The organism is Microbacterium sp. DT81.1 (genome assembly GCF_049844955.1).
Lineage (GTDB): Bacteria > Actinomycetota > Actinomycetes > Actinomycetales > Microbacteriaceae > Microbacterium.
Map to the genome: position 1 here is coordinate 155430 of NZ_JBNCMA010000007.1, position 12497 is coordinate 167926.

12 protein-coding genes are annotated in these 12497 nt (G+C 69.2%); 7 read left to right on the forward strand and 5 right to left on the reverse strand.

The annotated features are described in order from the left end of the window. Nucleotides 1–153: 153 nt before the first annotated feature. From ACLQ2Q_RS18470 to ACLQ2Q_RS18480, 3 genes are all read right to left on the reverse strand, one after another. The gene (locus ACLQ2Q_RS18470) at nucleotides 154–1506 is read right to left on the reverse strand and encodes an ABC transporter substrate-binding protein (protein WP_425822597.1); all 1353 of its coding nucleotides are present in this window, start codon (nucleotides 1504–1506) and stop codon (nucleotides 154–156) included. Nucleotides 1507–1553: 47 nt separating this feature from the next. Further along, nucleotides 1554–3686, reverse strand: coding sequence for a beta-galactosidase (locus tag ACLQ2Q_RS18475; protein ID WP_425822599.1), 2133 nt, complete (start codon nucleotides 3684–3686; stop codon nucleotides 1554–1556). A 171-nt stretch (nucleotides 3687–3857) separates the two neighbouring features. Then, nucleotides 3858–4910 (reverse strand): LacI family DNA-binding transcriptional regulator, encoded by a 1053-nt coding sequence (locus tag ACLQ2Q_RS18480; protein ID WP_425822601.1) that lies wholly within the window; start codon nucleotides 4908–4910, stop codon nucleotides 3858–3860. 215 nt (nucleotides 4911–5125) lie between these two features. On the opposite strand from ACLQ2Q_RS18480, the gene ACLQ2Q_RS18485 reads away from it, so the two are divergent. Further along, complete coding sequence (locus ACLQ2Q_RS18485; RefSeq protein WP_425822603.1) at nucleotides 5126–5914, forward strand: ZIP family metal transporter; 789 nt, start codon at nucleotides 5126–5128, stop codon at nucleotides 5912–5914. Between the two features lie 10 nt (nucleotides 5915–5924). On the opposite strand, the gene ACLQ2Q_RS18490 is transcribed toward ACLQ2Q_RS18485, so the two are convergent. Further along, a complete protein-coding gene (locus ACLQ2Q_RS18490) occupies nucleotides 5925–6437 on the reverse strand; it encodes an SRPBCC family protein (protein WP_425822605.1) in 513 nt (170 codons plus the stop codon). A 145-nt stretch (nucleotides 6438–6582) separates the two neighbouring features. Between ACLQ2Q_RS18490 and ACLQ2Q_RS18495 the strand changes: the two genes are divergently transcribed. The 5 genes from ACLQ2Q_RS18495 (at nucleotide 6583) to ACLQ2Q_RS18515 (ending at nucleotide 10663) form a co-directional block, all read left to right on the forward strand. After that, complete coding sequence (locus ACLQ2Q_RS18495; protein WP_425822607.1) at nucleotides 6583–7878, forward strand: endonuclease/exonuclease/phosphatase family protein; 1296 nt, start codon at nucleotides 6583–6585, stop codon at nucleotides 7876–7878. 68 nt (nucleotides 7879–7946) lie between these two features. Further along, nucleotides 7947–8672, forward strand: a complete 726-nt coding sequence (locus ACLQ2Q_RS18500) for a histidine phosphatase family protein (protein WP_425822609.1) — start codon at nucleotides 7947–7949, stop codon at nucleotides 8670–8672. Then, a complete protein-coding gene (locus tag ACLQ2Q_RS18505; protein WP_425822611.1) occupies nucleotides 8656–9495 on the forward strand; it encodes an ADP-dependent NAD(P)H-hydrate dehydratase in 840 nt (279 codons plus the stop codon). The genes ACLQ2Q_RS18500 and ACLQ2Q_RS18505 overlap by 17 nt, the downstream gene beginning before the upstream one ends. A 53-nt stretch (nucleotides 9496–9548) precedes the next feature. Continuing rightward, nucleotides 9549–10379, forward strand: coding sequence for a DUF427 domain-containing protein (locus tag ACLQ2Q_RS18510; RefSeq protein ID WP_425822613.1), 831 nt, complete (start codon nucleotides 9549–9551; stop codon nucleotides 10377–10379). A gap of 110 nt (nucleotides 10380–10489) precedes the next feature. Then, a complete protein-coding gene (locus tag ACLQ2Q_RS18515) occupies nucleotides 10490–10663 on the forward strand; it encodes a hypothetical protein (protein ID WP_425822615.1) in 174 nt (57 codons plus the stop codon). 32 nt (nucleotides 10664–10695) lie between these two features. On the opposite strand, the gene ACLQ2Q_RS18520 is transcribed toward ACLQ2Q_RS18515, so the two are convergent. Next, on the reverse strand, nucleotides 10696–11931 hold the full coding sequence (locus ACLQ2Q_RS18520) for an NAD(P)/FAD-dependent oxidoreductase (protein WP_425822617.1): 1236 nt from the start codon (nucleotides 11929–11931) through the stop codon (nucleotides 10696–10698). A gap of 206 nt (nucleotides 11932–12137) precedes the next feature. Here ACLQ2Q_RS18520 and ACLQ2Q_RS18525 point away from each other — a divergent pair, with 206 nt between their 5' ends. Next, nucleotides 12138–12491, forward strand: a complete 354-nt coding sequence (locus ACLQ2Q_RS18525; protein WP_425822619.1) for an ATP-dependent DNA ligase — start codon at nucleotides 12138–12140, stop codon at nucleotides 12489–12491. The last annotated feature ends 6 nt before the right edge of the window (nucleotides 12492–12497 follow it).

Genomic DNA, 12497 nt, shown 5'->3' on the forward strand with positions numbered 1-12497 from the left:
GGGGTATCGATGGATGATGCGGAAATCGATGGATGCCGGGCTCGGCACGGTGGTCGGGCCGGGTAGGGCGCGGAGCGCTCGCCGCTGCTGCGACGAGCGCTCCGCGAGGATTCAGCCGATGGTGCTCATTCGGATGCGCTCACCCGTGCGGGCTCATTCGACCGTGAATCCCTGGTCCTCCGCGTAGCTGACGAGCTGGTCCTGCCAGACATCGAGCGCGGCTGCGATGTCGCCCTTGTCGGCGACGACCGTGCCGATCGTCTCCTCGTACGTGGAGTAGACGTAGTCCATGAACGGCACCCACTGGAAGTCGGTGTCGACGGTCGTCGAGATCTCGGCGAACAGCTTGTTCACTTCCTGGCCCCCGTAGAACTCCGACGCCTGGTCGACGAAGGCGGGGTCTTCGAGCACCGACACCTGCGGCGGGTACAGGAACTGCTCGGTCGCGAGCATCATGGCCGACTCGGCGTCGTTGTTGATGAATTTGGCGAGCTCGTACGCGGCGATGGGGTTCTTGCTGGAAGCGAGGACGGCGTCGGATGAACCGCCCCAGTTTCCGGAGACCTGCTCACCCTCCGTCCACTGCGGCAGCGGTGCCGCGCGCCAGAGTCCCGCTGTGCCCTCGGCCGTGCCCTGGAGGAACACCGGGGCCCAGGCCGCCGTCAGCCACCCGGCGTACTTCCCGCTGGCGAGGCCCTGGTACCAGGCGTCGTTGAAGTCCACGTCGGTGGAGATCAGGTCGGCCTGGATGAGCTCCGTCCAGTACGTTGCGACCTCTTTGGCCTCGGCGTTGTTGACGTCGATCTTCACCGTCTCCTGGCCGTCGTAGGCGAAGGGCTTGATGCCGGCCTGCCAGAAGAAGCCGATCATCTGGCCGGCCTGGGTTGCGCCGAGGTTGGAGATGTACGAGCCGGTCGCGTCCTTGACGGCCTTCGCCGCGGTGGCGTACTCCTCGTACGTCGCCGGCGGCTCGGTGATGCCGGCCGCGGTCAGGATGTCCTCCCGGTAGAGGTTTCCCATGGGACCGACGTCTTGCGGGATCGCCCAGACGGCCTCGTCCGGCGAAACCTGGTTCCACGCCCACTCCACGTAGTCGTCGGCCAGGTCGTCGGCCCCGTAGGGCGCGAGGTCGAGGAGCGATTCCGGCAGCACGAAGGAGGGGATGTACTGGTACTCGATCTGCGCGACATCCGGGGCGCCCTCGCCGGCCTCGATGGCGCTGCGCAGCTTCTGATAGTGAGCGAGACCCTGGCCGACGTTCTCGACCTTCACGTCGATCTCGGGATACTTCTCCTCGAAGAGCGCGACCTCCTTCTCGATTTCCGGGACCCACGTCCAGAAGGTGAGCTCGGTGGGGGTGCTCAATGCCTCATCGATCTGCTCCTGGGTGATGGGGCCGTCCGCTCCCGAGTCCCCGGTGGTCCCGGGTGTGCATCCCGAGAGGACCAGCGCTACGGCGGCGCCGGCCGAGCCCAGCGCCAGCGCTGTTCTTGGTGCTTTCCTCATGTCCATTCCTTCTCTTGGTGGAACCGGGACGCGGCGTCCCGGTCTGCTCATCCGTCGATCAAGGTCAGCGTCGACCATGCGGCGAGGGAGAGATCTGTGTCCGCCGGGTGGGCGGTGCCGTTGACCGGATCGCTGACCGGTCGGGCGAGGGTGATCGTGGTCTCGGTCCAGCTCCAGTTGAAGACGAACCACGCACGGCGGCCGTCGGGCAGCAGCCCGGACGAGATCGTGACGGGCGAGGCCACGCCTTCGGCCAGTGCGGAGGCGAGCGGGCCGGGAACGGCCCAGCGCATGAGGTCTGCTGAAAGCGCGGGGGAGGGCAGGCAGCCGACGACGGTGATGCGCCCGTCGCCGTGCGCGTTCGTCGTGACGGCGGGGAAGGCCGAGAACCGCGGATGCCGGTAGGAGACGAGCGCGTCGGCGCCGTCGCTGATGAGCCCGTCGGCCCACATCGTCGCCATCGCGCCGCTGGACGGTTCGAGCGCGCCCAGACCCGTGACCGCACCGGCGCCCGCACCCGAGCCCTCGACCGGGACCTCGGAGTGCAGATTCGAGAACTCCTCGTAGTGCACGCCGGCCGCTTCGTGCAGCCGGTCGGGGGCGACGGCGACGCGCGCTCGCGCCTCATCGTCGGCGTAGCCGGTGCGGATGCCGATCACGAGGTGCCCACCGGCGGCGGCGTAGTCGCGCAGCAGATCGAGGTCCGCATCCGTTGCTGCGTAAAGGGCGGGCGCGACGAGCACCGGGAAGCGGGCCGCCAGTTCCCCGGCTCCCAGATCGCGCGCCTGTCCGGTGTGCAGGATCCGCGCCTGCGCTCCCGCGTCGAGCACGCCGCGATGGAAGGCGTCGAAGATGCGCATGTAGGAGCTGGGGTCGGGATGCCCGTGCGCGTCGGGGAAGGGCGGACTGAACTCCAGCGCGAATCGGCTGTCGGTCGACCACAGGATGGCGACATCGGCATCCGGTTCGAACCCGTCGAGCCGCTCGCCGACCGCGGCGAGCTCGGCACCGAGGACCGAGAGCTCTTGGTAGACCCGTCCGGGAACGAGGCTGTGCGGCAGCACCCCGCCCCAGTAGGTCTCGGTGCCATACGGCAGGCTGTGCCAGTGCCAGTACTCGATCATCGCCGCGCCGCGTGAGATCAGGGCGTAAGCGGCCTGCCGGAGCTGGCCGGGGTACGGCGGCAGATTGAACTCGGGCCCGCCGATCGATGAGGCGTCGGTTTCGGTCACGAGGAAACGTGACTGCTTCGACGAGAACATCCGGTCGGCCTGGCGGAGCAGACCCGCGACACCGGAGGTCGTCCACGGGGTGACGGAGTCGAGCGACGCGGTCGCATCGAGGTGGTCCTGCATCGCGTAGTACGGGTTGCCGGCCGTCACATCGAGGCGGCGGACGAGCGCTTCGTCATCGACCGCCGGCCGCGGGTAGGCGATGCACGTGGTGACGAACTGCCCCGGATGCGCGTACTCGCGCACGATGCCCGCCTGCCAGGCGATGAACTCCGTCGTGAGCTCGGCCTGGTAGCGGCGCCAGGCGAGGTCGTACTGCGGGACGGTGTTTCCGTCCGGCCGCCAAAGGTCGGACCAGTCGCTCAGCCGATGCGACCAGTACGTGAGGCCCCACTCGCGGTTCAGGGTCTCGACGTCGCCGTACGTCGCCTTCAGCCGACGAACGAACCGCTGGAACGAACCGTGATTGTGGAAGAGCAGCATCCCCGGTTCGTTGTCGACCTGGTACCCGATCACCGCGGGGTGGTCGGCATAGCGCGACACCACCGCACGGATCACCCGCTCGGCGTGGAAGAGGAAGGCGGGATGCGAGTAGTCCACCTCCTGGCGTGCACCCCACGGCATCGGGGCTCCCGACCGCGGCTCGCCCGCGATCTCGGGATAGGCAGTCTGCAGCCACGGCGGCACCGCATAGGTCGGCGTGCCGAGGATGACGGAGATTCCTCGCTCGTGCGCCCCGTCGAGTACCGGCTGCAGCCAGTCGAGGTCGAATTCGTTGTCGCGCGGTTCCCACGTGGACCACACCGATTCGCCCACGCGGATGACGGAGAAGCTCGCCGCCTTCATCAGGTCGAGGTCGGTGGTAGTCCGATCCTCGAGGTGGTACTCGGCGTAGTAGGCCGCTCCGAAGAGAATCCGGCTGGGGCTGTACGGCGGGTTCGCTGCCATGCGATGCGTCACTCCGTTGTCTCGCGGGGCCGCCTGCGGAGGACGGTTGCGAGGAAACTATCGGGGTTTGTTACCGGTAACAAGAGTTCGTTACCGGTTTGTTACCGGTAACAACGATGTAAGCGCCGGGCCGGGCGGCGCCACCAAGCCGCACCGCGGGCCGGTCCGGGGTCAGCCGCGCGCGGGACCGGTGGACTCGCGCAGGATGAATTCGGCGGTCGCGAGCGGCGCGGGCTGCACCGACGGCCCCTCGATCAGCCGCAGCAGCCGGCGGAATGCCGCGCGTCCCTGCAGGTCGAAGTCCAGACGGACGGTGGTGAGCGGCGGGCGGTAGTAGCCCGCCTCGGGGATGTCGTCGAACCCCGTGACGCTGACATCCCCCGGCACGTGCAATCCCCGGCGCTCGAGGGCGAGCATGGCGCCCAGGGCCATCTGGTCGTTCGCGACCACGAGGGCGGTGGCTCCGAGATGTGCTGGAAGGCGCTCGGCGGCGCGAAACCCGGACTCGGCCGACCAGTCACCGTGCGCCGTCCCGAGCGATGTGATGCCGTGCGCGGCGAGGGCCCGCTCGTAGGAGAGCTCGCGATTGCGCGCGGACACCCAGCCGAGCGGCCCCGCGATGTGGAAGAACCGCCGATGGCCGAGCGAGACCAGGTGGTCGACCACCAGCCGCAGGCCGACGAAATTGCGCGTGGCGGGGTGACCGCCGATCGCATCGTCGTCCTCGGCTTCGATGAGGGTGGGAACGCGGATCGACGCGTCGTCGAACGCCCGCGTCATCACGTCGGTCGAGGTGAATGCCAGGAGACCCGCGATGTCCTGCTGCATGATCAGGACGAGGGCCTCCTGCACCGCTTCGGGGTCCTCCACATCGAGCGTGACGATGTCGAGCAGGTAACCGGCCTCGCGGGCGCCGGCGCTCGCGCCCTCCACGATCTTGCTGGGGCCCACCTGACCGATCTCCTGCGTGAGCGCTCCGACGCGGTGGGAGCGGCTGGTGGCGAGGGTGCGTGCCGTCATGTTGGGCCGGTAGTCCAGAACCTGGAGGGCGCGCGCCACGCGCTCCCGCGTTTCCGGCCGGATGCCGGGGAACCCCCGCAGGTGACGGCTGACGGTCTGATGCGACACCCCGGCGAGACGGGCGACATCGTAGATGGTCGCCGGCTTGGACGACGGCGTGCCCGACGCCGCGCGCACGGCATCCGCCGACTCGTACTCGCCCATCCGATGCACCCCGATCCGCCCCCGCGTCCACCGCGCCTGCAATACGGCGTCGGTGGTAGGGACTCTACCCGGCGACGTCGGGGCGCTCGCGAACCGGATCCGGCAGGCGGACGGCAACCCCCTTGTCGTGCGTAGAACCCGGTGACAGCATGAGCGGGTTCGTGCGGGACCGAAGATCCGACCACGCCATACCGAGAAGGCGAATAGGGGACAGCATGTGGGGAACCCTCGCGTTCGGTGCCATCGCATCGAGTGCACTGATCATCGGTGCCGCCATAGGGGTGCGTTTCGAGCTTCCCAAGCGGCTCCTCGCGATCATGCTGTCGTTCGCCGCCGGGGCGCTCATCACGGCGCTGAGCTTCGAGCTCTTCGAGGACTCCTACGAGCGCGGCGGCATCTGGCTCGCAGCCGGAGGCCTGTTCGCAGGGGCCATCGTCTTCACCGTGCTGAGCGCACTGCTCGACCGCTGGGCACAGGCGGGCTCCTCCCGCCCGGCCGACGAGTACCCGGGCAGCGCCAAGCTCGATACGGATGCCGCGGCGGAGGATCGCCCTGCGACCGCGGCGACGAAACGGGGAGCCGCCGGGCTCGCGCTGCTGGCGGCTGTCACCCTCGACGGCGTTCCGGAGAACCTGGCCCTCGGCATCTCGCTGACCGAAGGCACCGGGGGCATCGCGCTGCTGGCGGCCATCTTCGTCTCCAACTTCCCTGAGGCCCTCGTGGGAGCGGCATCCATGAAGGAGCAGGGCCGCTCGACCGCTCAGGTGCTCGGCCTGTGGACGGCGTGCGCGGTGCTGCTCACGCTCGCCGTCGTCGTCGGCGCCGAACTGCTCGTGGGCAGCGACCCCGCGGTGGTCTCGCTGCCCCTGGCCTTCGCCGCCGGAGCCGTCATCGCCTCGCTCGCCGACACCCTGATGCCCGAGGCGTTCGAGCACGGCGGTCCGGCCGTGGCGCTGAGCACCGCGGCCGGTTTCGTGCTGTCCTTCGTGCTGTCGCTCGCGTGAGCGCGGTCGGTCAGCGAGGGTCTTCGCCGAACAGCGGAACGAGCTTGTCCAGTGACTGCTCGAGACCCTGCCGCGACAGCTCGATCGGCTCCGGGGTCGTGTACCCGCTCTCCCGCACCGTCATCCGCGTGCGCCCATCGCCGAGCTCGTCGAACGAAATGGCGTGGTGCACCACCGCGGGCACGCCCGGCGGCGCTCCGGCCGCCTGCGGATCGAGTGGCAGGCCTTCGGCATCCGAGAAGCGGAATTCGAACTCGAGCCGCCGCGGCTCCACGATGAGCGTGTAGGTCCACGCACTGAACATCTCGGGGAAACCGAGGTCGGGCGCGGCCATCGATACCACGGAGGTGCCGCCGACCCGCACGTCCATCCGGGCGGTGGGGCACGTGAATCCCGTAGGGCCCCACCACCGGTGCAGCAGCTCCGGGTCGGTCCAGGATCTCCACGCCTCGGCGGGGTCCGCCGCGAGGTCGCGCACCGCCACGAGTTCGAGTTCGCCCGGGCGAGGCGTTTCGGCTGTCATGCCCCCGACGATATTCCTCGCGACTGCCAGCCGGAAGGCCTCCTGTCGGCGCGGAGGGGAATGATTCCCCGGACGTTCTTCCGCTCGACACCACCGCCGCCTAGCGTGGGAGCACCGTCGGCAATGTCGCACACGAAGGAGCCCCATGCCCCGTTCCGCTCGATTCCGCCCGTTCCTGGCCACCGCCGCGTCGGGCGCCCTTGTTCTCGCCGCCCTCGCGGGAGCGGGTCCCGCCTCGGCCTCGTCCGCGGTTCCGGCCACGCTCCCGGCTCGGGCGCATGGGCTGGGCGACCTCATCTACCAGCAGAAGCCGCTGCGGGTCGCGACCTACAATCTGTCGCTCAACCGGGGTGCCGCCGGCCAGCTCGTCACCGACCTGTCCACGCCGGATGATGAGCAGGCGAAGACGGTGGCGGAGGTGATCCAGCGCGCCGCCCCGGACATCGTGCTGCTCAACGAGTTCGACTACGTCGAGGCGGGGGTCGCGGTCGACCTCTTCCGGCAGAACTACCTGCAGGTGTCGCAGAACGGCGCGCCGGCGGTCTCCTACCCGTATGCGTTCGTCGCACCGTCGAACACGGGCATCCCGAGCGGGTACGACTTGAACAACGACGGCACGGTGGGCGGCGGAGACGACGCCTTCGGCTTCGGCCTGTTCCCCGGTCAGTACGGCATGGTCGTGCTCTCCAGGCACCCGATCCAGACCGAGAACGTGCGCACCTTCCAGAACTTCCTGTGGAGGGACATGCCCGGTGCGCTGCTGCCGGACGACCCGGCCACGGCCGCGCCGAACGACTGGTTCACACCCGAAGAGCTCGCGGTCGTGCGGCTCTCGAGCAAGTCCCACTGGGACGTTCCCGTCACGGTGGGGCCCCATACGGTGCACGTGCTCGCGTCGCATCCGACCCCGCCCACCTTCGACGGACCGGAGGACCGCAACGGTCGCCGCAATCACGATGAGATCCGGTTCTGGGCCGACTACATCTCGTCTCCGCGGTCCGGGTACATCGTCGATGACGCGGGCCAAAAGGGCGGACTCACGCTGAAGGATTCCTTCGTCATCCTCGGCGATCAGAACGCCGACCCCCGGGACGGCGACTCGGTGGATACCGCCATCGACCAGCTGCTGGAGAACTGGCGCATCCAGGATCCGCTGCCCACGTCGTCCGGGGCGGTCGAGGCGTCGGCCGTGCAGGGTGGCGCGAATGCGACCCATCAGGGTGATCCGAAGTACGACACGGCGGACTTCGCCGACACCGCGCCCGGAAACCTCCGCGCCGACTACGTGCTTCCCTCGCGGGCCCTTCGCGTCACGGACGCCGGCGTGTTCTGGCCCGAGCAGGCCGACCCGCTGTTCCGGCTGACGGGCGTCTTCCCGTTCCCGAGCAGCGATCACCGGCTGGTGTGGGTCGACGTGCGGGTTCCCCGCTTCCGACTCTAGGAGTCGCAGGCCGGCGCGAGTGTTGTCAATGGGTATCATCGCCCGCGCCGCCCCCGTACGGTGACCGCATGGCGGTGACACAGCTGTGGCTGGTACGACACGGGGAGAGCGTGGGGAACGAGGCCGCCACGCGCGCGGACCTCGAGGGCCTCGACGTCATCCCCCTCGACATCCGGGATGCCGACGTCCCTCTCTCCCACACGGGCGAGGACCAGGCGGACGCCCTGGGCACATGGCTCGCGGAACATCGATCAGCCATCGACGTGTTCTGGGTGTCGCCGTACATGCGAGCCCGTCAGACGCTCGCCATCGCCCTCGGTGACAGTCCGTCGCCGGCCGCCGTCGCGGTGGACGAACGGCTGCGTGACCGCGAGCTCGGCATTCTCGATCTGCTCACCAGGCGGGGCGTTGCGCGCCTTCACCCGGAAGAGGCCGAGCGGCGCAGGCACCTCGGCAAGTTCTACCACCGGCCGCCCGGCGGCGAGTCATGGGCGGATGTCGCGCTGCGGCTTCGTTCGTTTCTGAGCGACGCGCTGGCGGGGCCTGGCGGGAGCGCCCTCGTCGTCGCCCACGACGCGATCGTGATGCTCTTCCTGTACCTGCTGCTGCCGATGGAAGAGGAGCAGCTGCTGGCGTTCGCGGCATCCCACACCGTGCTGAATGCGTCGGTGACGCACCTCGTGCGCACGGACGCCGGATGGGAGCTCGCCGAGTTCTCGGAGGTCGGACACCTCCAGCGCGAAGGCGCCCGCGTCACGGTGCACCCCGGGAACCCCGATGTCCAGCCCGACTGACGTGACGCCCGCACTCCTCCGGGAGTGGGGGCTGCCGGATCCGGGCGACTCCAAGAAGTCGAGGGGCAGGGTGATGGTGGTCGGCGGATCGCGGCGCTCACCCGGTGCCGTGCTGCTGGCGGGCGAGGCTGCCCTGCGGGTCGGCGCCGGCCGTCTCGGGCTGGTCGTCTCGGCGTCTGTCGAGGGCCAGCTCGGGGTGCAGATGCCCGAGGCCGCGGTGCTTCCCCTTCCGGAGAGGGCGACCGATCCCATCGAGGGCGGCCTCCGCGAGGAGCTCGCATCAGCGGACGCGGTGCTGGTGGGACCGGGTTTCGACGACGCCGACGAGACGCGTGACACCCTGCTCGCCATCGCCGATGCCGGCCTGAGCTGTCTCGTGCTCGACGCGTATGCGCTCGGCGTTCTGCCGGGCATCGATCGCGGCCGGCTGCCGGCGACCCTGATGCTCAATCCCAATGTCGAAGAGGCTGCGATCCTGCTCGAGCGCGAACCGGGGGAGGACCGGGTAGCCGATCTGGTCGAGATCGCCCGGCGCTATGACGCCGTTGTCAACTGCTACGGCCTGGTGGTCACGGCCGCGGGGGAGTCGTGGAACGTACCAGGTGGCGGACCGGGGCTCGGCACGTCGGGCAGCGGCGACGTGCTCGCGGGCGCGATCGCCGGTTTCGCCGCACGCGGGGTGGATGCCGCGCGCGCGGCAGTGTGGGGAAGCTGGGCGCACGCCCGCGCCGGCGACCGCCTCACCGAGCGCACAGGCATCGGATTCCTGGCACGGGAGATCCCGCCCGAGCTCACGCTGGCCGTGCGCGAGGCGCTGGGCTGAGCGCGCTCGCCCGATCCGTTGCCTTCCCGCGCCGCGGCGAGCAGAATGCCCGCGTGGCTACTCGAATGGGCGAACTGATGGCGGGCATCCTGCCCGAGCTCCGGATGCATGCGATCGACAAGTGGATCCGGGCGGAGTCCGACGGAGAGGTGATCGTCGACACCCGGCGCGCGGTCGTCGTGTGGGAGCCGCGGCGGGTCGTCCCCTCCTATGCCGTGCCCGACGAGCACATCGCCGGAGAACTGGTGCCCTACGAGGGACCGGTCGGGGCAGAGCACGGTGTGCGGATCGGCGCGGACGGGCCGCCCGTGCTCGATCCGAGTACCCCGTTCACCGTCCACTCGTGTCCGGGGACTCCCCTGAGCATCCGCACCGCGTCCGGCGAGCTGTCCGGAGCGGCGTTCCGGCCGGACGACCCGGACCTCTCGGGATACGTCGTGCTCGACTGGTCCGCCTTCACGCAGTGGTACGAAGAGGAGCAGCCGGTTCTCGGCCACCCGCACGACCCGTTCGACCGCATCGACTGCCTCCCGAGCACGCGGCACGTCATCGTCTCCCTGAACGGGCGCGTCCTGGCCGACAGCTCCGCACCCACGCTGCTGTTCGAGACGCCGCTGCCCATGCGCTTCTACCTGCCGCGGAAAGACGTGCGCATGGAGCTGCTGCGGGCGAGCGAGCGCCACACCGTCTGCGCCTACAAGGGCCTCGCGTCATACTGGAGCGCCGAGATCGACGGCGTCTCGTCGCCGGACGTCGCCTGGTCCTACGAGCATCCCCTGCACGACGCGCTCCCGGTCGCAGGCCTCATCGCCTTCCTGACCGAACGGCTCGATCTGAACGTGGACGGCGTCGACATCGAGCGGCCCGTCACCCCGTGGTCGTGACGGATGTGCGGATTCCCCCCGGTGCGCAAGCCCCTCGCGTCACCCCGACGTTGAGGGCAGGCTTGGGTTCTCTCCGCACGACTCGTCGAAGTGAAAGGACCTTCACGCTCATGGACAGAAACGCCGAAAAGCCCAGCCAGGCCGAGGGCGAAGATCCGGATCGCCCCGCGGACGCGTCGGTCGAGCCCATCGACGGCCACCCCTCACAGGCCGAGGGCGAGGACCCGGACCGTCCGGCCGAGTCCGAGGGCGAGGATGTGACGTCGGCGGACTACGACGACTGACAGGACGGGCTCCACCCCGACCTGAACGTGCGTCAGGCGCGGCCCTTCAGGATCATGTGCCAGTAGACCCACGGCAGGATGTGCCGATCGAACACCCAGGTGAGCCGGCGTTCCCGGTACAGCGTTCTCCAGAACGGGATCGTGGGCCGCAGTCGATACCGGTCGTCGAACTCGGCGAACACGACGCTCGAGCGCGACACCGTGAACGGGCACACCGAATAGCCGTCGTACTGCGTGCTCGGCTCTTCGCCGTTCAGCACCGCAAGGAGGTTCTGCGCGAGTGTGAGCGTCTGCTTTCGCAGGGCCCCGCCCGACTTCGAGTTCGTGGTCGCCGCCGCATCTCCGAGCGACCACACGTTCGGGTACCGGACGTGCCGCAGGGTGCGCGGGTCGACCTCGACGAAGCCGTCCGCGCTGTCGGGGGAGGGGAGACTGCTCCTCTTGATCCACCCCGGTGCAGACTGCGGCGGCACGACATTGAGAACGTCGTAGTTCACCCGATCGGCGCGGCCTCCGCCGATCCTGCGCAGCACGACGGCCTGCGCGTCGGGGTCGACCCCGATCAGCTCGGTCTCGAAGTGCACCTCGATGCCGTACTCCTCGATCTTCCGTTCGAGCTCGCGATCGATCTCGGGGATGCCGAACAGGGTCGCGTCGGGTACGACGAGAACGACGCGGATGTCCTTCAGCACACCGGTGGCCCGCCAGTAGTCGCAGGCGAGGTACATCGGCTTCTGGGAGGCGCCGGCGCAGGTGGCGGGCCCCGGTGGCTGCGTGAAGACGGCGGTTCCCCGGCGCAAGCCACGCAGCAGCTCCGACGATTTCACGGCCAGTTCGATCGCGTAGTGCGAGGCGCCGGCGGGCGAGTGCATGGCTGAAGGCAGACCGGGGACGGCATCCCAGTCCTTGTGGATGCCCGGGCAGACGATGACGTGGTCATACGTGAGGCGACGTCCGGTGGCGAGCATCAGAGCGCTGGATTCGGGTTCGATCCCGACAGCGGAGTCCTTGATCCACTCGACGCCCTTCGGCAGCGCCTTCTCCTGCGGCCGCACGGCCATGCTCGCGCGTGCCGTTCCGCCCGCGACGTGCGAGAAGAGCGGCTGGTAGAGGTGGTGCTCCCGCGGTTCGACCACCGCGATGTCCTCCACCCCGTAGCGACGCAGCCGCCCCGCGACCGAAAGCCCCGCGTTGCCGCCGCCGATCACCAGGACGCGATGATGATCGTCCCGATGTGCGCTCTCCGTCGACCCATGAAGCTTCGGCATGCGCCGACGATAGGTGAGGACGGCGACGCCCGCCATGGCTTGCGCGGGGCACGGGCTCGCGGTAGAAGCACTTCGGCCGGGGTGCCGGATGCCGCCATCCGTGCTCCCCGGCGGGAGGCGATGGCCAAATAGACGGATACCCCACATTCGGCGGCGGAAAGGAGGAGGATGAGGGCAACAGCCGCCCCGACGCTGGGAGAATCGCCATGGGCAGGTTCACCTACGACGCAATCGTCAAGATCGACTTCGAGGACCGTCTGCTCGCGCACCTGCAGGTCGTCATCGGGGCGAAGCTGCGCCGTGGCGAATCGTTCCACTTCTCGTGGAAGGACGACCAGAGCATCGGCGACGGGCGGACGACGGTGTGGGTCCATCCGCGGTGCTCGATCGCCTACAAGTTCTACGGCGGCGGCCGGCCGCAGATCAATCGCGCCTGGGTCGACGCGCTGATGTTCACGGCGAATTCGCCGGCGGGGCTCTATGTCGTGCCCGAACCGCCCGAAGACCATCACGCCGTCGACACGGGTCACCTGCACATCGGACCCCCGCAGTCCCTCTGATCTGTG

Coding starts and splice junctions, on each gene's coding strand:
- ACLQ2Q_RS18515 (WP_425822615.1), top strand. CDS start 10,490: ATGGACAGAAACGCCGAAAAGCCCAGCCAGGCCGAGGGCGAAGATCCG.
- ACLQ2Q_RS18475 (WP_425822599.1), bottom strand. CDS start 3,686: ATGGCAGCGAACCCGCCGTACAGCCCCAGCCGGATTCTCTTCGGAGCG.
- ACLQ2Q_RS18520 (WP_425822617.1), bottom strand. CDS start 11,931: ATGCCGAAGCTTCATGGGTCGACGGAGAGCGCACATCGGGACGATCAT.
- ACLQ2Q_RS18500 (WP_425822609.1), top strand. CDS start 7,947: ATGGCGGTGACACAGCTGTGGCTGGTACGACACGGGGAGAGCGTGGGG.
- ACLQ2Q_RS18525 (WP_425822619.1), top strand. CDS start 12,138: ATGGGCAGGTTCACCTACGACGCAATCGTCAAGATCGACTTCGAGGAC.
- ACLQ2Q_RS18495 (WP_425822607.1), top strand. CDS start 6,583: ATGCCCCGTTCCGCTCGATTCCGCCCGTTCCTGGCCACCGCCGCGTCG.
- ACLQ2Q_RS18505 (WP_425822611.1), top strand. CDS start 8,656: ATGTCCAGCCCGACTGACGTGACGCCCGCACTCCTCCGGGAGTGGGGG.
- ACLQ2Q_RS18480 (WP_425822601.1), bottom strand. CDS start 4,910: ATGGGCGAGTACGAGTCGGCGGATGCCGTGCGCGCGGCGTCGGGCACG.
- ACLQ2Q_RS18470 (WP_425822597.1), bottom strand. CDS start 1,506: ATGAGGAAAGCACCAAGAACAGCGCTGGCGCTGGGCTCGGCCGGCGCC.
- ACLQ2Q_RS18485 (WP_425822603.1), top strand. CDS start 5,126: ATGTGGGGAACCCTCGCGTTCGGTGCCATCGCATCGAGTGCACTGATC.
- ACLQ2Q_RS18490 (WP_425822605.1), bottom strand. CDS start 6,437: ATGACAGCCGAAACGCCTCGCCCGGGCGAACTCGAACTCGTGGCGGTG.